The sequence below is a fragment of the Delftia sp. WY8 genome (assembly GCF_018437695.1).
GTDB lineage: Bacteria > Pseudomonadota > Gammaproteobacteria > Burkholderiales > Burkholderiaceae_C > Comamonas > Comamonas tsuruhatensis.
In genome coordinates, this window is record NZ_CP049795.1 from 2,867,957 (window position 1) to 2,889,738 (window position 21,782).

Consider the following 21,782-nt stretch of genomic DNA (forward strand, 5'->3'; position numbering starts at 1 on the left):
AAGTTAAATTGATTTAACTAAACAAAACCAAATTCTATTGCAATGGACAAGGAACGCGCAGGGATTCAATCGGTCGAGGTCGGTTTTACATTGCTGGAGGCGCTGACGCGCGCCCGGGGCCCGCAGATGCTCAAGGACCTGGCGTCCGACGCCGGCATGAGCGCCGCCAAGGCGCACCGCTACCTCGTGAGCTTCCAGCGCATCGGCCTGGTCACCCAGGACGCGCGCACCTCCCGCTACGACCTGGGCCCGGCCTCGCTCAAGCTGGGCCTGGCATCGCTGGCGCGGCTGGATCCCGTGCGGCTGGCGCGCGAACGCATGCCCGCGCTCATGGAGCGCATCCACCACACGGCGGCCATCGCCGTCTGGGGCAACCACGGGCCGACCATCGTGCACTGGGAGGAAAGCGCGCAGTCGGTCACCGCCAACCTGCGCCTGGGCGACGTCATGCCCATGCTGGCCTCGGCCACCGGGCGCTGCTTCGCGGCCTGGCTGCCGCGCGAGGTCACGGCCCCGCTGCTGGAGCCCGAGGTGGACAAGGCCCGCCGCATCCAGCGCAAGGACCTGCCGCTCACCCCCGAGGCCATAGACGCCATGCTGGCCGAGGTGCGCGAGCGCGGCACCGCCCGCGTGGTCGATACCGTGCTGCCCGGCATCGTGGCGTTTTGCACGCCGGTCTTCGACTCCTCGGGCCATATCGTGCTGGGCCTGACCACGCTGGGCTCGATTGCCACTTTCGACCCCGAATACGGCGGCGCCATCGATGCGCCCCTGCGCGAGGCCTGCGTGCAGCTGTCCCAGGACCTGGGCTGGAATGCCTGAGATGAAGCTACACCCCCTGAGTCGCTTCGCGCCTTCCCCCTGGAAGGGGGACGACAGCCTCGCTGCGGGGCGGCGCGGCCGGCGTAGGCCCTTGCTCGCTGTCCCTGGCCTTGGGCCGCGCCGGTTTCATGGGCTGTGGGTGGCGCGCGGCACTATGGATAACTGACATGAGCCTGCGCCAGCGCGCCCTGCCCGCCCTCACCGCCGTGGTGCTGGGCGGCCATGCGCTGGCCCTGCTGGGCCTGCCGCTGTGGAACCAGGTATCGGCACCGCGCACCGAGGTGGCGGCCATGCAGACACGGGCGCTGTCCCTGCCCGAGCCACCTGCGCCCCCGCCTGCCGCCGCGCCCGAGACACCTGCGCCCGTACCCAAGCCGCAACCCCGCCCTCGCCCCAAGGTCCAGCGCCCGACACCCGCCGCGCCCACCGCACCCGTGGCCGAGCCGCTGGACACGCCCATCCGCGAAACCGTCGAACCCTTGCCGATGGCCGCAGCGCAGGAGCCTGACGCATCGGACGCCTCGGAAACCGCCAGTGCTGCTGCCGATGCAGGTGCCGGCAGCGAGCCAACCCCGGCCACACCGCCGGCGCCGCCCGCTCCCAAGCCCGAACCCGAAACACCGTCCGCTCCCTCGGCCGGCCCGGCCCAGGGCATGGCCATCACCTCGCCCGACGGCACGCCGCTGGCCTCCGACGCCCCCGTTCCCGTGCAACTGCCCGATCCCGCGCGGCTGTCGTTCGCCGTCACCGGCCAGGCCAAGCGCTTCAACTATTCGGCCAATGCCGAGCTGGTCTGGCGCCATGCCAACGGCCAGTACCAGGCCAGCCAGGAAGTCAGCCTGTTCCTGCTGGGCTCGCGCTCGCAGACCAGCGAGGGCCGCATCACCGACAGGGGACTGGAGCCCAGCCGCTTCAACGACAAGGCGCGCAAGGAGCAATCGGCGCAGCTGGCGTTCGACCAGAACCTGGCGCGCTTCAGCACGGGCGCGCCCGACGCGCCCATCGCGCCCGGCGCCCAGGACCGGCTCAGCGTGTTCCTGCAGCTGTCGGCCCTGCTGGCGGCGGCGCCGCAGCGCTACCCGGCGGGCACGCAGATCAGCTTCATCACCGTCAGCGCGCGGCGCGCCGACCGCTGGACCTTCCGCGTGGGCGAGACCGAGACGCTGGACCTGCCCTCGGGCAGCACGCAGGCGCTGCGCCTGGACAAGATCGCAGCGGCCGGCGATGACCAGCAGGCCTCGCTGTGGCTGGCGCCGTCCATGCAATACCTGCCCGTGCGCATCCGGCTGGCGCAGGACAACGGCGACTTCGCTGACCTGCAGCTCAAGAGCCGCCAGGCGCCATGACACAGGGGCCACCGGTGGGACACCGGTGATTTCCCGGTAGTCCTGCACTTGCAGCCACCGCCACCGCCCGCCTACCACAGCGCGGCCTGCGGCACACGCCGCAGCGCATGCCAATCCGTGGAATACTGCATGCAAGTGCCTGCGATAGATCGGGACCCCCACGGTCCTTGAAATCCGGCGCTTCGCAGCCATGTAGGCTGTGCGACGCCCGGCAACGGGCCAGAAAGGGAACACCATGCAAATGCTTTACGACTCCGAATCTTTTGTGGTGCTCCATCTGCGTCCCGACATGGATCCGGATGCAGCGGCCGGCGAAGCTGCGGTCGATGCCGCCCGCCAGCTGCCACGCCACGGCTTCGAAATCGTGGACAAGCGCTCGGGCAAGGAGGTCTACCTGGATGGATCCTGGGCCGAGATGTTCCAGAAGCAGATCATCGCCTGGCAGCAGGACGCCCCCACCGAGGAAGAGGTCGAGGACGCCCTGGAGCGCTACGCCGGCCTGGCCCAGCAGCCTGTCGTGGTCCACTGACAGCACACAGCGCACGGTCCCGTGAAGGGACTTCGCGCCAGGCCCGCCGCAGAGAACCTGCGGCGGGCCTTTTCTTTGGGCGCGGCCATTGCGCGCACCCTGGTGCTTTCACCGATCCGCAGGCTGCGCCTGCTGCCTAGAATCGCCGCACAGGTTCAAGATTTGAAGACCATCTGTGAGATGGTCTTGTCGCGCCTGTACGGTTTGCCGGCCTCTTGCAGAAACACAGGAGGCCAGCATGCAGACCAGCATCCACAGGGTTCGCGGCGTTCAGGATGTCATCGCCTACATCGACGCACGCCAGGGCATTTCAGGCCGCGCCGGCACCATCTGGTGGCTGGCCCTCGGCGGACTTTTCCTCGACGCATTCTCCAACTCCGCACTCAGCGTGGGCCTGGGCCCCATGACGCGCGACCAGCGGCTGACGCCGGCCGAAGTGGCCTGGATGACGTCGCTGGCCTCCTGGGTGTCCATCGCCTTCAATCCCATCGGCGGCTGGATGGCCGACCGCTGGGGCCGCATGCGCCCGCTGGTCATCGCCAAGGTGCTGGCCGTGGCCGGCGCGCTGCTGGTCAGCATGGCGCCCGACTACGCCACCATCCTCTTCGGACGCTTCTTCGTGGGCGCGGCCTATGGCATCGACTTCGCCATCGCCATGGCGGTGCTGGCCGAATTCACGCCCGCCCGCCTCAAGAGCCGGCTCAATGTCTGGCAGGGCATGTGGTACATGGCCGTGTGCAGCAACCTGGTGCTGGCGCTGTGGTTCCATTCCTGGGATGTGGGCGATTCGCTGTGGCGCTATTCGGTGGCCGCCACGGCGGTGTTCGGCCTGTTCATCCTGGGCATGCAGGCCGCGCTGCTGGTGGAAAGCCCGACCTGGCTGGCACGCAAGGAGCGGCTGGATGACGCCGCCCGCGCCATGACGCGCATCTACGGCGCACACGGCCAGCGCTTCGAGGCCGCGCCGCCCGCCGAACGCCTTCCCGTGCTCAACCCGGCGCGGCGCGGGCTGGCCAATGTGCTGCTGATCTTTCGCGGCATCTACCTGCCGCGCACGCTGCTGGCGGCTACGGTGCAGATAGGCCAGTCCATCCAATACTTTGCCGTGGGCTGGTACCTGCCGCTGATCAGCGCCTCGCTGTTCGGCAAGGACTTCCGCGAGGCCACGCTGGGCGCGCTGGTGTTCAACGTGTTCGGCATCGTCGGCGGCTTCCTGTCGCCCGTCATCGGGCGCAGGCTGGGCCTGCGGCGGGCCTCGGCCTTCGGCTTTGCGCTGGTGTTCCTGATGCTGCTGGTGCTGGGCCTGTTCAACGGCCGCATGCCGATCTGGCTGGCCGTGGCCGTGCCCTCGCTGTTCATCCTCTTTCATTCGGGCGGGCCCGGCGCCAACGGCAAGAGCCTGTCCACGCTGTCGTTCCGCAGCGAGCTGCGCGCGGGCGCCAATGGCGTGATCGGTGCGCTGGGCGCCATGGGCGCGGCGCTGGGGCTGCTGGTGTTCCCGCTGTTCCGCCAGCAGTACGGGCTGGAGAACACCTTCCTCATCCTGTCCGTGGTGCCGCTGCTGGCCAGCATCGTCTGCTTTTCCATCCGCTGGGACCCCACGCGCACCACGGTGAACCCCGACGACGAGCCCGGCGCGCCTCAGTTCGCGGACGACGCCGCCCCGCCCGCCAAGATCGCTCAAACCACCGCCTGAAAGAGAACACCCCATGCACCATGAAGCCGTGATCCTTTGCATCGACGAAGGCACCTCGGGCACGCGCGCCGCCGTCGTGGGGCGCGACGGGCAGGTGTCCGCCCAGGACTATCTGCCGCTGGAAATCCACTGCCCGCGCCCCGGCGTGGTCGAGCAGGACGCCGACCTGCTGCTGGAGCGCACGCTGGACGTGTGCCGCCGCGCCATCGCCCGCGCCCAGGGCAGCGGCCAGCAGATCGTGGCCCTGGCCATTGCCAACCAGCGCTGCTCGGCCGTGCTCTGGGACACGGCCACGGGCCGTTCGCTGGCGCCCATCATGGTCTGGCAGGACTCGCGCCACCGCGACGAACTGGCCCTGCTGGCCGGCGACTGGGATGCCCGGCTGATCCGTCACGCGGGCCGGCCCGTGGGCGTGCGTTCGCCCTACCTGTGGGCCGCGCACAAGCTGCGCGAATGCCCGGCCGTGGCCCAGGCCTGGCAGCAGCGCCGCCTGGCTGCTGTGGCATCTGTCGGATGCGCGCGCCGTGGTCACCACGCCCACCAATGTGACCTCGGGCAACGCCTATGCGCTGGGCGATCACCGCTACCTGCAGGACTGGTTGGACGCGCTGGAGTTTCCCGCCGAGTTGCTGCCCCGCCTGTGCGAGGACGTGCAGGACTTCGGCCGCACGCGCACCGAGCTGCTGGGCCTGGCCGTGCCCATCCTGGCCTGCGCGGGCGACCAGCATGCGGCCGCGGTGGGCCTGGGCTGCCTGGAGCGGGGCCAGGCGCTGTGCGTGCATGGCACGGGCAGCTTCGTCGATGTGCTCACGGGAACAAAGCTGCCCGCGCATGACGCGGCCCATGAAAGCTCGCTGACCATGACGGCGCGGCGCATGGACGGTGTCTCGCGCTATGCCATCGAGACCTATGTGCCCACCACGGGATCGGCGCTCAACTGGGTCTGCGAGAAGCTGCAGTGGTTCGACAACCCGCAGCAGATCAGCGCCCTGGCCCGCGAGGCCGAGACGCCGGCCGACCTGGTCTTCATCCCCGCGCTCACCGGCCTGCGCCTGCCGGCCATGGAGCCGGGCGCGCGGGCCTCGATCTCGGGCGTGTCCATGGCCACCTCGCGGCCGCAGCTGGCGCGCTCCATCCTCGAAGGCATTGCGCATTCCGTGGCCTCCTGCGTGCAGGCGGACGAGGCGGCCGCAGGCACCGAGGTGGGCGAGCTGCTGGTGGGCGGCGGCCTGTCGGGCAGCGATGCGCTGCTGCAGATCCAGGCCGACCTGGGCGGCCTGCCCGTGCGCCGCCTGGCCGATACCGACAAGGCCAGCCTGCGCGGCATCGCCTTCATGGCCGGCAGCGCAGGCCTGCTGTGGGACGGGCTGGAGCAGGCCTGCGCCACGCTGCGCACCGAAGCGGTCTTCACCCCGCGCATGGCCGCCGACGAGCGCGGCGAGCGCCGCCGCATCTGGCGCGCCCGCGTGGGCGACGAACTGGCCCGCGCCCGGGCCCCCGGCCGCAGCGCCGCCCTGGAGGGCTGCGCATGATGCAATGGCCCTTTGGCAAGGAGCGCAGGGACAGCGCCGCACTGACCCAGACCGCGCCGCTGCAGCTGCAGCGCGCGGACCAGCTGGCTCGGCTGGGTGACGAGGCATTCGACCTGCTGGTCATCGGCGGCGGCATCACCGGCGCCTATGCGGCGCTGGACGCCAGCCTGCGCGGCCTGCGCGTGGCGCTGGTGGAGAAGGACGACTTCGCCTCGGGCACCTCGTCCAAGTCCTCCAAGATGGTGCACGGCGGCCTGCGCTACATCGAACAGGGCAACCTGGGGCTGGTGCGGCACTCGCTGCTGGAGCGCCAGCGCCTGCGCCGCAATGCGCGCCACCTGGTGCAGCGCCTGCCCTTCCTGTTTCCCGTGATGGAGCGCGACGGCGTCTTCGACGCCCGCCTGGCCAAGGCCTTCGGCAGCCTGCTGTGGACCTACGACCTGGCCGGCGGCTGGCGCGAAGGCATCCTGCACCGCAAGCTCGGCAAGGCCGAGGTGCTGTCGCACTGCCCGACCTTCCGCGAAGAGCAGCTCCTGGGCGGCTACATGTACTTCGATGCGCGCGTGGACGATGCGCGGCTCACGCTGGCCGTGGCGCGCACGGCGGCCTTCCATGGCGCGGCCGTGCTCAACCATGCCCGGGCCACCGCCATCACGCGCAACGCCCACGGCGGCGTGGACGGCGCCATCGTCCAGGCCGATGGCCGCGAGATCACGGTGCGCGCGCGCAGCGTGGTCATGGCCACGGGCGTCTGGCTGCGCGACTGGGATGGCCGCAGGCCCGACCAGCAGGCGCAGCTGCACGTGCGCCCCGCCAAGGGCGTGCACGTGGCCATTCCCTGGCTGCGCATACGCAACGACTGCACCGTCACCATCCCCGTGCCGGGCCGCAGCCGGCGCGCCACCATCACGCGCTGGGGCGATGTCTCCTACCTGGGCACCACCGACGAGGACTATGCGGGCAGCCTGGACGACGTGCACTGCACGCGCGCCGAGCTGGACTTCCTGCTCGAAGGCGCGCGATCGGCGCTCAAGGTGGACCTGTCGCCCGAGGACGTGGTCGGCTCCATCGCCGGCTGCCGCCCCCTGGTCGGCCCGCCCGGCGGCAAGACCGTGGAGATGAAGCGCAACCACGAGATCCATGTGGCCGGCGACGGCCTGGTCACCATCGTCGGCGGCAAGCTCACCACCTCGCGCCACATGGCCGAGCAGACCGTGGACGCCGTGGAAAAGCTGCTGGGCCGGCGCACGCGCTGCACCACCGCCTCGGCCTTCCTGCTGGGCGCGGCCGGCTACGACGCCCAGGCCATCACGGCCACGGGCGGACTGTCGGCCCACCTGGGCGAGCGCTACGGCACGGAAGCGCGCTTCGTCAGCGACATCCTCGACGCGCATCCCGCGCTGGCCCGGCCCATCGTCGAGGGACTGCCCCACACCGAGGCCGAAGTCGTCTACGCCGCGCGCCACGAAATGGCGCGCACGGTGGAAGACGTGCTCTCGCGCCGCATGCGCGCCCGGCTCATGGCGCGCGATGCATCGGCCCGCGCCGCAGCGCGCGTGGGCGACATCCTGGCCCAGGAACTGGGGCTGGCACCTGCGCAGATAGCGCAGCAGATCCACGACTACCGCCGCGCCATGGAGCGCGAAAAACAGATTTTGATGGGAGACATCCAATGCTGAGCAAAGACGCAATCGCCCGCGGCTACAACCGCCGCAACTACGTGGTGGGCGCCCCCACGACCCCGGGCTGGGCGGCGCAGGCCGCACCCGCAGCCGACCGCCCTGCCTCCGAAGGTCCTGCCTGCGGCCTGCAGCACGAGCCCGTGGCCGTGCCCGAGGCCGTGCTCGCCGCGCTGCGCGCCGCCTGCGACCGCGTGCAGACCGAGCGCGCCGACATCGTTGCCGGCACGCGCGACTGGTGGGCCCGCACCATGGTGGCCGAGACCTCGGGCCACCCGGCCACGCCGCAGGCCGTCATCGCCCATGCATCCACCGTGGAGCAGGTGCAGGCCGTGATGCGCATTGCCGATGAACACGCCATTCCCGTCACCGTCTCGGCCGGGCGCAGCAACGTCACGGGCGCGGCCCTGCCCCTGCGCGGCGGCATCGTGCTGGACCTGTGCGAACTCAATCGCTTCATCGCCATGGACGAGCAAAGCCAGATCGTCGAGGTCGAGGCCGGCATGTTCGGCGACGTGTTCGAGGAAACCATCCAGCGCCGCCACGGCATGACCATGGGCCACTGGCCCTCGTCCTTCGGCATCAGCACCGTGGGCGGCTGGGTGGCCTGCCGGGGCGCGGGCCAGCTGTCCACGCGCTACGGAAAGATCGAGGACATGGTCCACGGCATGGACGTGGTGCTGGCCGATGGCCGCCTCGTCACCGTGGGCGGCTACGCGCGCGCGGCCATCGGGCCGGACCTGCAGCAGCTGTTCATCGGCTCGGAAGGCACGCTGGGCGTGATCGTGCGCATCCGCTTCAAGCTGCACCGCCTGCCCGACCACGGCCGTGCCATCGCCTATGGCTTTGCCAGCTTTGCCCAGGGCCTGGAGGCCTGCCGCCAGATCCTGCAGCAAGGCGCCAACCCCGCCGCGCTGCGGCTGTACGACGCGCTGGAAAGCGGCGTGCAATTCGGCCGCAGCGACCTCAACGTGCTGCTGATCGCCGACGAAGGCGCGCCCGAGATCGTCGATGCCGTCATGGCCATCTGCGAACGTGTGTGCGCACCCTTGGGAGAACGGCTCGACGGCGCCGCCACCCTGGAGCGCTGGCTGGACACGCGCTACCTGACCGGCAAGAGCGCCGAGGGCTTCAAGAAAGGCCCGGGCTTCGTCGCCGACACGCTGGAGATGTGCGGCCCCTGGAAAGACCTGCCGGCCATCTACGAGGAAGTGGTCGCCGCCCTGCAGGCCATCCCCGGCACCCTGGCCGGCTCGGCCCACCAGTCGCATGCCTATGTGGATGGCGCCTGCCTGTACTTTTCGCTGCGCGGCGAGGTGGCCGTGGACCAGCGTGCCCAGTGGTACCGCGCGGCCTGGGACGCGGCCAACGCCGTGCTGCTGCGCCACGGCGCCACGCTCAGCCACCACCACGGCGTGGGCCTGCTGCGCGCGCCCTACATGCGGCAATCGCTGGGCCCGGCCTTTGCGCTGCTGGAGGCCACCAAGCGCATGCTGGACCCCAAGAACCTGCTCAACCCCGGCAAGCTGGGGCTGGACCTCTGACATGGGCCGCCCGGACAACTCCCTGGGCGCGCGGCTGGCGCGCCGCCCCGTCATCGCCACCCTGTACGGGGCCGAGCAGATGGACGCGCTGCTGGCCAGCCAGGCCGAAGTCGCCATCGTCGCCAACATCGAACTGCGCCGGCTGCGCTCGGTGATCTCCACCATCACCGGGGCGGGCAAGATCGCCATCGTCAATATCGACAGCTGCGACGGCATCTCGCCCGACAAGGGCGGCGTGGACTACCTTGTGGACCTGGGCGCCAGCAGCCTGCTGTCCACGCGCGTGGCCACCATCCAGCGCGCCAACAAGGCCGGGCTGCTGACCATGCAAAAGGTCTTCGTCACCGACCGCTCCACCTGGCCGCGCAGCATCAAGGCCGTGGAGCAGAGCGACCCCAACCTCGTGCAGATCATGCCCGCCCCCATGCTGGCCCATATCACCGAGGCCGAGCGCCGCATCCTGCCGCCGCTCGTGGCCTCGGGCTTCGTCTGCAGCCAGGAGCAGGTCCAGCAGGCGCTGGCCGGTGGGGCGATTGCGGTATCGACCAGCGACAGTGGACTGTGGTGAGGCGGGCCCTAGGCCGTGCGCGACGCGGCCGGCCCGCGCGCCTCCACCCAGCGGAACAGCGGCGCCACCAGCAGCAGCACGGCGATCAGCCGGCAGACCTGGAAGGCCGTGACCACGGGCACGCCCAGCTGCAGCACCTTGGCGGTGATGGCCATCTCGGTGATGCCGCCCGGCGAGGTACCCAGCAGCAGCGTGACCCAGGGCAGGTCCACGGCCAGGTGCAGCAGCCAGGCAAAGCCCGCGCAGATCGCCATGAGCCCCACGGTGCCCACGGCCACGGAGCCCAGCCAGCGCGGCGCGGTGTGCAGGAATTCGCGCTTGAAGCGCACGCCCAGGCTGATGCCGATCACCAGCTGCGCCGCATTGACCAGGGCCTGGGGCACGGCCGACAGTTCCTGGCCGCACATGGTCAGCAGCATGGACACCAGCAGCGCGCCCAGGAACCAGGGGTTGGCGCGCCTGAGCCGGTCCATGGCCCAGGCGCCCAGGCCCGTGAGCACGGCCAGCAGCGCCAGCCCCGGCCATTCGACGATGCGGATGCTGGGCGGCGTCAGCCCCTCCAGCCCGTGCAGGCCACTCCACTGCAGCGCGAACGGAATGCTCACGGTGACGATGACCAGGCGCAGGCTGTGGCTGGCCGCCACCAGGTCGGTGCGCGCGTTCTCGCGCTCGGCCAGCAGCGTCATCTCCGACGCCGCACCAATGGCGCCAGCGAAATAGGTGGTGGCGCGCATCTCGCCCGCCGGTATCTGCGGCATGCGCGGCGCATGCACGCGGTACAGCCAGGCGCCGAAGCCCCAGCCCAGCAGCAGCGCCCAGACAATGGCCACGGCAATCGCCCACCACAGCCCCGCGATCAACTGCACCACGGCCGGCGTGAAGTACAGGCCCAGCGAGGCGCCGATGATCCACTGCCCGCCGTTGCGCAGCCGGCCCGAACTGGCCGTGGGCGCGCCCAGGATGGAGGCCAGCGAGGTGGCGATCAGCGGCCCCAGCATCCAGGGCAGCGGCGTGCGCAGCCACAGGCACAGCTGGGCGGCGGCAAGGGCGCCCAGCAGGGTCAGTGCGATGCGAAGCAGGAAAATGGGGCGGCGCTCGGGCATGGCAGGCGAGGCGGGGGCAGGTCCAAAGCCTGCGAGTATCGCCGCGCCGGCTCCCGCGCGCTGCCGGCGGCGCTATCTCCGTGACAGGTCCGCGCCCCGCCGCACCGCCATCTCGCGGCCCATGGCCGCCTGCGCTGCCTCTGGCAGCATGCCACGCGCCTGCGGGTAGGCCAGCCGCTCTTCATTCTCGACATGGCTGGCATAGCAGGCCGCGAAGCGTTCGAACACCTCCTCGTCAGCCGCGCCAAAGCCCTGGGACTGCCCCTCGGCCATGTCCAGCAGCGGCTGGCGCGCCAGCGCCCAGTCGGCACTCATCAGGCCGTGCTCGCGCTGCAGGCGCTGCACCAGGGCCACGGTCTGCGCATCGCCCTGCTCCAGCAGCGGCGGGAAGACATGCAGTTCCTCGTCCTCATGGTGCAGCGGCGCCGCCTGGTCGAAGTAGCGCAGGATGTCGCGCGCCGCCTGGCGTGCGCTGTCGTCGCAACCTTTGGTCCGGAGATGCACACGCAGCCGGTCCAGCAGCGCCAGCATGCGCAGCACGCGCTCGTGGCAGGCTTCGAGCATCTCGAAGGGCTGGTCGAAGCCCACGGCCGGTGCGCTCCAGCCTGGAAGCGTGGAGGTTCGCTGTGCAGGATCGTGGTTCATTTTTTGTCCAGCAAGACTCTCGACAAAGACAGGGTAGCGCAACGCCTGCGCTTCATCCCTGCCCGGCAGTCAGCCGCCGCAAGCCATCGCGGAATTTGCCAAAGCTTGGCGATTCATTGCGCTCCACATCCAGGTGCGGGCCTATGTTCCTGGCCCACTCATGCTTGATCTGCCCCGGCAACGGCCAGCCGGCATGTTTGATGGCGGCGTGGCCGCCCGGATGGATTGCGTCGGCCAGCAGTTCCCAGGTGCCGCAAACGCTGTCTTGCCGGTAGCGGGCCAGCACATCCTTTTTTGCTTTGGGGTAGGCGGCAATCAGCGCCTGGCGATCGCCGAGGTACCAAGCCTCCATCTCCTCGATGGCGAGGCGAAACAGGGTTCGGGGCGCGGGGTCACATTGCTGGAGTATCGCGTCCAGTTCGCCAAGAAATTGCCTGCAGTCGCGTGTGTCGCTGTCAAGAACCACCACGACGGCATCAATGCCGTGCGTCTTGCCATGCGCTCGCAGAATCCCCGGCAGCCTGTCAAGCAAGGTCATCTTGACGGGATCGCCTTTCTTGCCGAGTCCTTTGGGGATGCGGCCGATCCCCTTGAAATCGTGGATTCGCCAGGTGTGCGGCTGGCCTTGTTCGCCAATGATCTGCGGCAGCAACGTTTCGACCAGCCGTGCGCCTGAACCATCCTCCACCAGCACCTCGATATGCATGCTCACCTCGCGTCCAGGTAGTCGCTGTACCAGAGCCCCCCCAGAGGCAGGCCCTCTTCCACGAGGTTGCGAACCAGTTCAATGTCGGAGGCGCGGCGGATGGCAGAGAAGCCGTCCTCACCCTTCTCCAGAATCCAGACCTCCTTGGGCGAGAGCGCATCCACAAAGTAAGGCTGGTGCGTGGTGACAACGACCTGCGGAGCCCCTTTCTTGCCGGTGGCGTGGCTGCGCAGTTCGTTGGCCAAGGCTTCCAGCAAGCGGTGATACAGGCCGTTCTCCGGTTCTTCTATGCAGATGAACGGTGGCGGCTCGGGGTCTTCCATCAACAGCAGGTAGGCGAAGATTTTCAAGGTGCCATCGGACATCTGGGACGCATAGAACGGATCGGCAAACGCACCGTCGTTGAATCTCAGCAGCACGCGCTTGTCGTCCGTGACCTTGGTGTCGATGCTCGTCACCCCGGGGATCTTGGTGGCGATGCGGTCCAGGATGACCTGGAAGCGCGCCTTGTGCTCGCGCTCCATGTACTGGACCACGTTACCGATGTTGTCGCCATGCACATTGAGGTGGCGCTGCACTCCCGCCGGCTGGATGGTCCGCGCGGCATCGGGGTGGAAATAGGACAGGTACCAGCCCTTGAGGAAGTCCCGAAAGCGCTTGATGCGCGGGTGCTCTTTCAGGGTTCCCAGCGTGGCAATGCCAAGTTGGCGCAGATCTGTCAGCTCAACGTCTTCCTGGGCACGGTCTTCTTCGTCGCTCTCTGCCTCGACTGCCTCTTCCCCGGCCCAGACCTTGCCAATCCCGTGATTCAAGCGCAGAAACGGATAAGGCCTGCCGTGCTTCTGGCCTTTGCGGCGCTGTTTCAGGACTTCGGATTCCACAAACGGCCGGCCGCTCGCATCCATGTTGATGGCCAGCTCGTAGGTGATGGGGCGCTCGCCCGGCCCCTCGCGGTAGTAGATGTCGAACTGAATCGCTTCATTGACGCCAAGAGCGCGCATGCGCTCGAAGCCACCGCGCAGCTTGTCGTCACAGGCGGTCTCCACATCCGTGTTCAGGCAGTCAGCCACAAAGCCAAAGGCATCGAACAGCGTGCTTTTGCCCACCCCGTTCTTGCCGATGACCACCGTGAAAGGGGTCAGCGGATCACCTTTTTGATCGGTCGAAAGCTTGCCCAGCGTGATGTCACGCAGCGCCTTGTAATTGCGGACCCTGAAACCTTCGATCTGTGCCATCTCAACAACCTCTCCCGCGAATGCGACATCACCGCCACGGCGACCTGTGCAAGCCATTCCACAAAGGACTGCAGATTATGGTGCACGGGGCCACGGTAACTTTCACCCGCAGCTCCCCAGGTTGCCGCAGGCCGTGCAGTACTCGCAGCCGTCCTTGCGGATCACGGCATGGGCGCCGCATTCCTCGCATTTGCGGCCGGCCATGACCATGGGGTCGGTGGCCAGGGCCTCGGGCTCGGGCAGCGGCGATGGGGCGGGCGGCGCGCCGCTGCCGCGCCGCGCCAGGATGCTCTGCACCGCATAGGCGATGGCGGCCACTTCGGAGTCGTGCCACATGGGCACGCGCGCGCCGTCTTCGCGCTGGTGGGTGCCCAGGCGCACGGGGCCCCGGTCCCAGGCCACCTTGCGCATGTCGCTGAGGGCGCGCTCCAGGAAGCCGCCGCGCGCGGCCAGTGACAGCAGGCGCATGCTGGAGGTCACCCATTGCTGGGACTCGCCGCTCTGGCCCACGGGCATGAAGAATTCGATGGCGCGGTCCACCGTGCGGCCATCGGGCAGGACCACGGGCAGGAAGGAGACGACCAGGTACAGGCGCTTGGGGCCTTGCTGGGTCCAGTACTCGATCTTCTCGGCCACGGCGTCCAGCGCGCCCTGCGGGCGGCTTTCTATCACGGTGCGCAGCGGGTCGGGTGCGGAAGCCGCCGCTCCCGCCGGCGCAGGGGAGGCCGGCTGTTCAGCAGATTCGGGCGCATGGGTCTCGAGCACGGCGCCCAGGATGGTGTTGGGCCGGTAGGTGGCCAGGCCCTTGAGGCCTGCCTTCCAGGCCTGGCGGTACAGGTCCTTGAAGTCCTCGTAGGGGTAGTCGGCGGCCACGTTGACGGTCTTGGAGATCGCCGTGTCCACGAAGGGCTGCACGGCCTGCATCATGGCGATGTGGCCGGCCGCAGGCATCTGCAGCGCGCTGACGAAGTACTCGGGCAGCTGCTGCACGTCGCCGCCCAGCGAGCGGTACAGGCGCCAGGCATGGTCCTCGACCGCGTACTCGGCGCTGCCGCCATCGGCCGTGCGTTTCTTGCGCTTGTAGGTCCAGGAGAACGGCGGCTCTATGCCGTTGGAGGCGTTGTCGGCAAAGGCCAGGCTGACCGTGCCCGTGGGCGCGATGGACAGCAGGTGGCTGTTGCGTATGCCGTGCGTGCGTATGCGCTGGCGCAGCGCCTCGGGCAGGCGGCTGGCGAAGGTGCCTTCGGCCAGGTAGCCATCGGCGTCGAACTTGGGGAAGGCCCCCTTCTCGCGCGCCAGCTCCACCGAGGCGCCATAGGCCGCATCGCGCATGCGCTCGGCAATGCGCGCGGCCATGGCCCGGCCCTCGGGCGCGTCGTAGCGCAGGCGCAGCATGGCCAGCGCATTGCCCATGCCGGTGAAGCCCACGCCGATGCGCCGCTTGGCCTCGCTTTCCTCGCGCTGCTGCGGCAGCGGCCACCAGGTCAGCTCCAGCACGTTGTCCAGCGCACGCACCTGCACGGCCACGGCGCGCTCGAAGGCCTCGAAGTCGAACGCAGGCTCGCCCGCGAAACCGAACGGATGGCGCACGAAGCGCGTGAGGATGACGGGGCCGAGGTCGCAGCATCCGTAGGAGGGAAGCGGCTGTTCGCCGCAGTTGTGCACATACAGGCCATTGGCGTCGAAGGCGTGGCAGTCTGCCACCGTGACGTCATAGACCATTTCCTCGCCGTCGCTCTCCAACGCCTGGACGGTGGCAGTGAAGCGCTCACGGTTCGGGGTGCGCCGGTACTGGGCCAGGGCCTGCTCCAGCCGTTCGGCCTTGTCGGTATCCGCAAGGCCTATGCGGTCGGCAAAGATGCCAAGGTTGTCGCCGCTGATGACCAGTTCATGCTGTGCCTGGGTTGCATAGTCGCGCTGGCCGCCTTTGCCGTCGGGCATAGCGCGCAGTTGGGCTGGCCGACGGTTCTCATAAATCGTCGACGCCATGCCCTGGCGCAGCAGCATGCGCTGCACGGTACGCAGCAACTCAGAATCGCTCTGGGACAGGCGCAGGCTCACGCCCTTGTCCTGTGTGCCCTGGACCGATCCATCGGCATCAAACAGGCCGCGCAGCAGCCCTGCGGAAAATGCAGAAGAGGCCGCTTCCATGGACTTGGTGATGCACTTGCGCCCTGGCTCCATCCCCATGCCAAGCGCCAGATCGCGCAATGCGGCACTGGCCATGCGCGACTCGCCACGTCCCGCCACTGGCCGCTGGAATCCACGGAAATCCGCGCGGTGGCGCAAGCTGGCTGCTGCAGCCTCAGCGGCCTGCATGATGCCTGCCGCGCCCGTGGCGGCATAGGCCACCGCACTGCCGGCGTTGCCTGCAACCTGGCGCAGCTCGGGCGCCCATACGCTGATCACGGCCTTGTCGGCCTTGAGGGTTCCATCGCCTATCAGCAGGCCCAACAGGTAGCCTTCGGCCTCGGTGCCCTGCCCATCCCAGCCTTGAAACGCACGGTGGTTGTGCAGCAGTACCTCATCGCCTGCCTGCAGTTGGGCGGCCGGAGTCCATTCAGCCTGCAACGCATAGCGCGTACGGCGAGCGACACGCCGCACCAGATGGTCTGCGGTCAGGCGCAGCACCTGGCCCTCGCGTGTGGTCAGCCGCAGCACCGGCTTGCGGCCGGTGGCAAAGAAGCCCGCGCTTTCGGTGGCATAAACCTGGCCGTCGACCACGGCGCCAAATGTCTTTCCGACGAGGTCTGCAACCTGGGCTGGTCCCGACTCGGTGAGTACCCAGGTATCTGCCGTGACGCAAGGATTCGTCGCCGCGATCTCCTCGCAGTAGCGCAGGTTGTTGTCGTCGTTGATGTGGTCCAGGAAGAGGATGCCGGGCTCGGCGAAGTCGTAGGCCGAGCGCATGATGGTGTCCCACAGCGTGCGGGCGGGCAGGGTCTGGTAGACCCACTGGCCGTCGGCGCGCTGGTGGGCACCCTGATCCAGCAGGGCGGTGCCGGGGCGGGCGCGGTGCACCAGGTGCCAGGGCTGGTCTTCGGCCACGGCCTGCATGAACGCGTCGCTGACGCCAACCGAGACGTTGAAGTTGTTCCAGCGGCCCGGCGTGCGCTTGGCGGTGATGAATTCGAGCACGTCGGGGTGGTCGATGCGCAGCACGCCCATCTGGGCGCCGCGCCGCGCGCCCGCGCTTTCCACGGTGGCGCAGGACTGGTCGAAGACGTTGATGTAGCTGCACGGGCCCGAGGCCAGCGAGGCGGTGGCGCGCACCTCGGCGCCGCGGGGGCGGATGCGCGAGAAGTCGTAGCCCACGCCGCCGCCGCGGCGCATGGTTTCGGCGGCTTCGCGCAGGGCTTCGTAGATGCCGGGGTAGCCGCCGTCGTCCACGCCCTGGATGCAGTCGCCCACGGGCTGCACGAAGCAGTTGATCAGCGTGGCCTGCAAGTCGGTGCCGGCCGCGCTCATGATGCGCCCCGCGCCTATGGCGCCGGCCTGCAGGTTGGCCAGGAACAGGGCCTCGCATTCGGCGCGGCGCGCCTCGGGCTCGACCGAGGCCAGGGCGCGGGCCACGCGGGCGTAGAGCTCGCCCACGCCGGTCTCGCCGTCCTTGAGATATTTCTCGCGCAGCACATCGAGGCTGATGGGCTGCAGATCCGCCGCGTCCTGCGCGCGGCCCAGGTTTTCGCGATGCATTGGCATGGCTCCCGTGTTGACTTGCCTGCCGCCGTCCCTGGCACTTGCTCGGGCCTCAGTCGACAAGCACTTGTCCATCATGCTCCACGTAGGGCGGGTACGGCCCGGTGCCGCTGTGCGGAGCTTGAGATGCCGCAACAAAGCGGCCGGTCTGGACATCGAAGACATGGACTTCGCCGTCTTCGATGACATAGTGCCACCCGTGCAGGCTGAGCTGCCCGGCCTCTACCCGCGATCGCACCATGGGATAGGCCATCAGCCGTTCGAGCTGCAGCACGACGGCGCGCTGCTCGGTGCGGCGCAGCGCCTCGGGGCCGCCCTGCACGGGCAGCACGGCCTCGCGGCCCAGGTCCAGCCAGCGCTGCAGGTTGCGCGCCTCGGGCGAGACTTCTCCATACAGGGCCTTGATGGCTCCGCAGTGGCTGTGGCCGCAGACCACGATGCGGCTGACCTGCAGGTTGAGCACGGCGAATTCGATGGCCGCCGCCGTGCCGTGGTGGCCGTGCGATCCGTCGTACGGCGGCACGAAGGCGCCCACGTTGCGCACCAGGAACAGCTCGCCCGGCGGCGCCCCCGTGAGCAGGTAGGGCACGAGGCGCGAGTCCGAGCAGCCGATGAACAGCGTAGTGGGGTGCTGACCCTCTTCGACCAGGGTGCGGAACTGCGCGCGGTACTGCGGGAAGGCGTGCTCGTGGAAGCGCCGCAGGCGCTGCAGCAGTTCGTCGTCGGGCATGGGCACTTCCCCGGCTATTGCACCAGCGGCGAGTCGGCCGCATTGATGCGCACGCCCACCACTTCGGACTGGCCGGCCAACATTTGCAGGTACTGGTGGAGCGCGCTCACCCAGGTCTGCTGGTGCAGGGCCTGGGCGACGGCCGGGCGCGCCTGCTGCCAGTCGGGCAGAACGCCCGCCTCGCGCGCGCAGACCTCGACCACGTGCAGGCCGAAGCGGCTGTGCACCAGGCGCGGCAGCACGCCGATTTCCTGGGAGGCAAAGACATCGCGCGCAAATTCGGGCGCGCAATCGCTGCGGCCCAGCCAGCCCAGTTCGCCGCCGTGCTGGCCGCTGGGGCAGTTGGACCATTGGCGCGCGGCCTCGGCAAAGCGCAGGCCGGCGTCGTCGGCGCAGCGCAGCTCGATCAGCAGGGCCTCGGCCCGCTGGGTGAGGGCGCGCACGTCCACGCCGGGCGTGACGGCAAACAGCACGTGGCGCAGGCGCACGCGCTCGCCCTGGGCGAAGCGCGCGGGGTTGGCATCGAAGTGGCGGCGGCAGGCGTCCTCGCCAGGCTCGGGCAGGTGCAGCGATTGCTCCAGCAGCTGCTCTATGGCCTGGGAGGCGCGCTCGCTGATGACGCCGTCGTCGCCGGCCGCATCATCGGCGCCCAGCAGGCCTTCGCGCTGGGCCGCCTGGCGCAGCAGCTCGGTGCAGGCGCGCTGGCGCAGTTCGCGCTCGGGCGGGCGCTGTCCGGGTGCGTGCAGCGGCGTGTTGTTGATGCGGGCCACCTCGGCACCGGCCTCGCCCGCGGGCTGGAAGGCCGGCACTTCGGGAATCGCCGGGAGATCCCCCATCGGGGCAGAAGAAGAAGAAGAAGAAGGGGCAGAAGACGCGCAGCCGCAGTGGCCGCCGCCCGATCCGTTGCATCCATGTTCCATGTCGATCTCCTCAATGGCCGGGCTTGGCGTCACGGCGTGCCGACGATGCGGGCGGGCCCAGGCGGCGCGAGCGCACCAGCTGGTAGGGGCGCAGCAGGTAGACCAGGGTGCCGAAGCCGCTCCAGACGTGGACCAGGCGCGTGAAGGGAAAGACCAGGAAGATGCTCATGCCCAGGAACATGTGGGCCTTGAACACCCAGCCGGCCTCGGCCAGCAGCTCGGCTGCGCCGCCACGGAAGGTGACGATGCGCTGCGCCCATTCGGCCAGGGCCATCATCATGGAGCCGTCCATGTGCTTTGCAGACAGCGGGATGGTGGCCAGGCCCAGCAGCAGCTGCAGCCACAGCAGCCAGAGGATGGCGATGTCGCTGAACCTGGAGTGGGCGCGGATGCGCACGTCCGACAGCCGGCGGTGCAGCAAGATGGTGAGGCCGATGAAGCCCAGCGTGCCCGCGATGCCGCCGCTGACCATGGCCAGCAGCTGCTTGGCGCCTGCGGCCATGAAGGGCTCGTAGACGAAGTGCGGCGTGAGCATGCCCACGGTGTGGCCGAAGAACAGGAACAGCACGCCGATGTGGAACAGGTTGCTGCCCCAGCGCAGGCTGCCGCTGCGCAGCAGCTGCGAGGAATCGCTCTTCCAGGTGTACTGGTCGCGGTCGAAGCGCAGCCAGCTGCCGATGAAGAACACGGCCAGGCAGATGTAGGGGTAGAGGCCGAAGAGCAGGTGGTCTATCCAGGAGGGGGTCATGTCAGGCTCCATTGGCGGGGTCCTTGGGCTTGGGGCGCCGCCGTGCGGCGCACGAAATGCACAGGCTGCTCGGCGCCGGGGCGCGATTGGCCCTGGCTGCTGCAGCCGTCGAAGGCGGCGGGTTCGGCCCAGGCCTCGTCCATGGCGGGCTCGGGGCGGATTTCCACGCGCTCGGCCCTGTGGCCGGTGATCTCCAGCACGGCCGCGATCACGCTGGCGTAGGGGCTGTCGCGCCGCACCAGCGCCGTGAACAGGGCGTTGAGGATGTGGGCCATCTCGCCCAGGAATTCACGGGCGATGGCCGGCGGCTGGGTGGAGGCGAACTCCACCACCACGGCCAGGTGGTCGGGCAGTTCGTCGGCCTCGAAGGCCAGGCCCGCGCGCTCGTAGGTCTGCTGCAGGTCGATCAGCGCCGGGCCCCGGTCGGCCGAGTCGCCGTGCACATGCTCGAACAGGTGCAGCGAGGTCTGGTGACCCCGGTCGAAGGTGTCCACGTAGCGGGCCTCGGCCTCGAAGGGGTCCATGGACTGCAGCTGCTCGGCCAGCTGCTGCAACTCGCGCAGCCGCGCGGGCGCCACGGATTGCTCCAGGCGCAGGGCGTCGATCAGGCCCGGCAGCAGGGCGCGCAGCTCGGCGCCGGGGTAGCCGATGAGGCAGGCCAGCGCGCGCAGCGTCAGGCGCACGGGGGAGGATGTGTTGTGATTGAACATGGCGGCAGTCCTCACATTTGCGCGCGGATGGGGATGGTGCGCGGCTTCTTGCCGCCGAACAGGCTGGCGTCGGTGCTGCCGTCGGAGCAGCCGTTGCCGAACGAGAAGCCGCAGCCGCCGCGCAAATCGAACGCGCTTTCGGCGTATTCGCGGTGGGCCGAGGGGATGACGAAGCGGTCCTCGTAGTTGGCGATCGCCATGGTCTGGTACATGTCCTCGACCTCGTCCACCGTCAGTCCCGCGTACTGGAGCACGGCCAGGTTCTGTTCCTGGTCCACGTGCTTGCTGCGCTGGTACGCGCGCATGGCCAGCATGCGCTCCAGCGCGCGCACCACGGGCGTGGTGTCGCCGGCGGTGAGCAGGTTGGCCAGGTACTGCACGGGGATGCGCAGCTGCGAGACATCGGGCAGGTCTCCATTGATGGGGCTGCGGCCGACACTGTCGAGATGCCCGGCGTTCGCCGCCGAGGTGATGGGCGACAGCGGCGGCACATACCAGACCATGGGCAGGGTGCGGTACTCGGGGTGCAGCGGCAGGGCCACCTTCCAGTCCACGGCCATCTTGTAGACGGGGCTGGACTGGGCCGCCTCGATCCAGGCGTCGGGGATGCCGTCGATGCGTGCCTGGCGGATGACCTCGGGGTCATTGGGGTCCAGGAAGATGTCCAGCTGCGCCTGGTAGAGGTCGCGGTCGCGCTCCACGCTGGCCGCCTCCTCGATGCGGTCGGCGTCGTACAGCAGCACGCCCAGGTAGCGGATGCGGCCCACGCAGGTTTCGGAGCAGACGGTGGGCTGGCCGGCCTCGATGCGCGGGTAGCAGAAGATGCATTTTTCGGCCTTGCCGCTTTGCCAGTTGTAGTAGATCTTCTTGTAGGGGCAGCCCGAGACGCACATGCGCCAGCCGCGGCACTTGTCCTGGTCGATGAGGACGATGCCGTCCTCCTCGCGCTTGTAGATCGAGCCCGAGGGGCAGGACGCCACGCAGGCCGGGTTCAGGCAGTGCTCGCACAGGCGCGGCAGGTACATCATGAAGGTGTTCTCGAACTGGCCGTAGATGTCCTTCTGGATCTGCTCGAAGTTCACGTCATGGCTGCGCTTGCTGAATTCGCCGCCCAGGATTTCCTCCCAGTTCGGACCCCATTCGATCTTCTCCATGCGCTGGCCCGAGATCAGGCTGCGCGCGCGCGCCGTGGGCGCGGCCTTGCTTTCCCTGGCCGACTGCAGGTGCTCGTAGTCGTAGGTGAAGGGTTCGTAGTAGTCGTCGATCTGGGGCAGGTTGGGGTTGGCGAAGATGCGCATCAACAGGCTCCACTTGCCGCCCTGGCGGGGCGCGATGGAGCCGTCCGTGCGGCGCATCCAGCCGCCGTTCCACTTGGCCTGGTTTTCCCACTCGCGCGGGTAGCCGATGCCGGGCTTGGTCTCGACGTTGTTGAACCAGGCGTATTCGACGCCGGGGCGGCTGGTCCAGACGTTCTTGCAGGTGACGGAGCAGGTGTGGCAGCCGATGCACTTGTCCAGGTTCAGCACCATGCCGATCTGTGCGCGGATTTTCATCGTGTTTCTCCTTGTTG

17 protein-coding genes and 1 pseudogene are annotated in these 21,782 nt (G+C 69.0%); 8 read left to right on the plus strand and 10 right to left on the minus strand.

Annotation, left to right across the window (positions count from 1 at the left end):
* The first annotated feature begins 42 nt into the window (after positions 1-42).
* From G4D77_RS13245 to G4D77_RS13280, 8 genes and pseudogenes are all read left to right on the plus strand, one after another.
* Positions 43-822 carry an IclR family transcriptional regulator gene (locus G4D77_RS13245; RefSeq protein ID WP_012203056.1) on the plus strand — a complete coding sequence of 260 codons (780 nt, stop codon included), beginning with the start codon at positions 43-45 and terminating at the stop codon, positions 820-822.
* Between the two features lie 167 nt (positions 823-989).
* Positions 990-2,168: a DUF3108 domain-containing protein gene (locus G4D77_RS13250; RefSeq protein ID WP_193726177.1), complete on the plus strand. Its 1,179-nt coding sequence runs from the start codon at positions 990-992 to the stop codon at positions 2,166-2,168.
* A gap of 235 nt (positions 2,169-2,403) precedes the next feature.
* Positions 2,404-2,697: a BTH_I0359 family protein gene (locus G4D77_RS13255; protein WP_034363542.1), complete on the plus strand. Its 294-nt coding sequence runs from the start codon at positions 2,404-2,406 to the stop codon at positions 2,695-2,697.
* Between the two features lie 238 nt (positions 2,698-2,935).
* Positions 2,936-4,393: an MFS transporter gene (locus tag G4D77_RS13260; RefSeq protein WP_154835927.1), complete on the plus strand. Its 1,458-nt coding sequence runs from the start codon at positions 2,936-2,938 to the stop codon at positions 4,391-4,393.
* 13 nt (positions 4,394-4,406) lie between these two features.
* A pseudogene (locus G4D77_RS13265) lies at positions 4,407-5,925 on the plus strand (FGGY family carbohydrate kinase).
* Positions 5,922-7,604, plus strand: a complete 1,683-nt coding sequence (locus tag G4D77_RS13270; RefSeq protein WP_074920704.1) for a glycerol-3-phosphate dehydrogenase/oxidase — start codon at positions 5,922-5,924, stop codon at positions 7,602-7,604. The pseudogene G4D77_RS13265 and the gene G4D77_RS13270 overlap by 4 nt, the downstream one beginning before the upstream one ends.
* Positions 7,598-9,148, plus strand: a complete 1,551-nt coding sequence (locus tag G4D77_RS13275; protein ID WP_154835929.1) for an FAD-binding oxidoreductase — start codon at positions 7,598-7,600, stop codon at positions 9,146-9,148. Before G4D77_RS13270 ends, G4D77_RS13275 begins: the two co-directional genes overlap by 7 nt.
* Before the next feature lies 1 nt (position 9,149).
* The gene (locus tag G4D77_RS13280) at positions 9,150-9,716 is read left to right on the plus strand and encodes a glycerol-3-phosphate responsive antiterminator (protein ID WP_012203049.1); all 567 of its coding nucleotides are present in this window, start codon (positions 9,150-9,152) and stop codon (positions 9,714-9,716) included.
* An 8-nt stretch (positions 9,717-9,724) separates the two neighbouring features.
* On the opposite strand, the gene G4D77_RS13285 is transcribed toward G4D77_RS13280, so the two are convergent.
* From G4D77_RS13285 to narH, 10 genes are all read right to left on the minus strand, one after another.
* Positions 9,725-10,819 (minus strand): AbrB family transcriptional regulator, encoded by a 1,095-nt coding sequence (locus tag G4D77_RS13285; protein WP_046239402.1) that lies wholly within the window; start codon positions 10,817-10,819, stop codon positions 9,725-9,727.
* A 72-nt stretch (positions 10,820-10,891) separates the two neighbouring features.
* On the minus strand, positions 10,892-11,464 hold the full coding sequence (locus G4D77_RS13290) for a hemerythrin domain-containing protein (RefSeq protein ID WP_154835931.1): 573 nt from the start codon (positions 11,462-11,464) through the stop codon (positions 10,892-10,894).
* Between the two features lie 52 nt (positions 11,465-11,516).
* The gene (locus tag G4D77_RS13295; protein ID WP_026062994.1) at positions 11,517-12,170 is read right to left on the minus strand and encodes a DUF4276 family protein; all 654 of its coding nucleotides are present in this window, start codon (positions 12,168-12,170) and stop codon (positions 11,517-11,519) included.
* Positions 12,171-12,172: 2 nt separating this feature from the next.
* Positions 12,173-13,405: an AAA family ATPase gene (locus tag G4D77_RS13300; protein WP_154835933.1), complete on the minus strand. Its 1,233-nt coding sequence runs from the start codon at positions 13,403-13,405 to the stop codon at positions 12,173-12,175.
* A gap of 102 nt (positions 13,406-13,507) precedes the next feature.
* Entirely contained in the window at positions 13,508-17,101 is a 3,594-nt protein-coding gene (locus G4D77_RS13305; protein ID WP_154835935.1) for a ribonucleotide reductase barrel domain-containing protein, read from the minus strand.
* A gap of 55 nt (positions 17,102-17,156) precedes the next feature.
* Positions 17,157-17,834 carry a carbonic anhydrase gene (locus G4D77_RS13310; RefSeq protein ID WP_154835937.1) on the minus strand — a complete coding sequence of 226 codons (678 nt, stop codon included), beginning with the start codon at positions 17,832-17,834 and terminating at the stop codon, positions 17,157-17,159.
* Between the two features lie 14 nt (positions 17,835-17,848).
* A complete protein-coding gene (locus G4D77_RS13315) occupies positions 17,849-18,670 on the minus strand; it encodes a peptidylprolyl isomerase (protein WP_154836434.1) in 822 nt (273 codons plus the stop codon).
* Positions 18,671-18,764: 94 nt separating this feature from the next.
* Positions 18,765-19,502, minus strand: coding sequence for a respiratory nitrate reductase subunit gamma (gene narI, locus G4D77_RS13320; protein ID WP_046986886.1), 738 nt, complete (start codon positions 19,500-19,502; stop codon positions 18,765-18,767).
* Positions 19,499-20,212 carry a nitrate reductase molybdenum cofactor assembly chaperone gene (gene narJ / locus G4D77_RS13325; RefSeq protein ID WP_154835939.1) on the minus strand — a complete coding sequence of 238 codons (714 nt, stop codon included), beginning with the start codon at positions 20,210-20,212 and terminating at the stop codon, positions 19,499-19,501. Before narJ ends, narI begins: the two co-directional genes overlap by 4 nt.
* A gap of 11 nt (positions 20,213-20,223) precedes the next feature.
* Positions 20,224-21,765 carry a nitrate reductase subunit beta gene (narH, locus tag G4D77_RS13330; RefSeq protein WP_012203041.1) on the minus strand — a complete coding sequence of 514 codons (1,542 nt, stop codon included), beginning with the start codon at positions 21,763-21,765 and terminating at the stop codon, positions 20,224-20,226.
* Between the last annotated feature and the right edge of the window lie 17 nt (positions 21,766-21,782).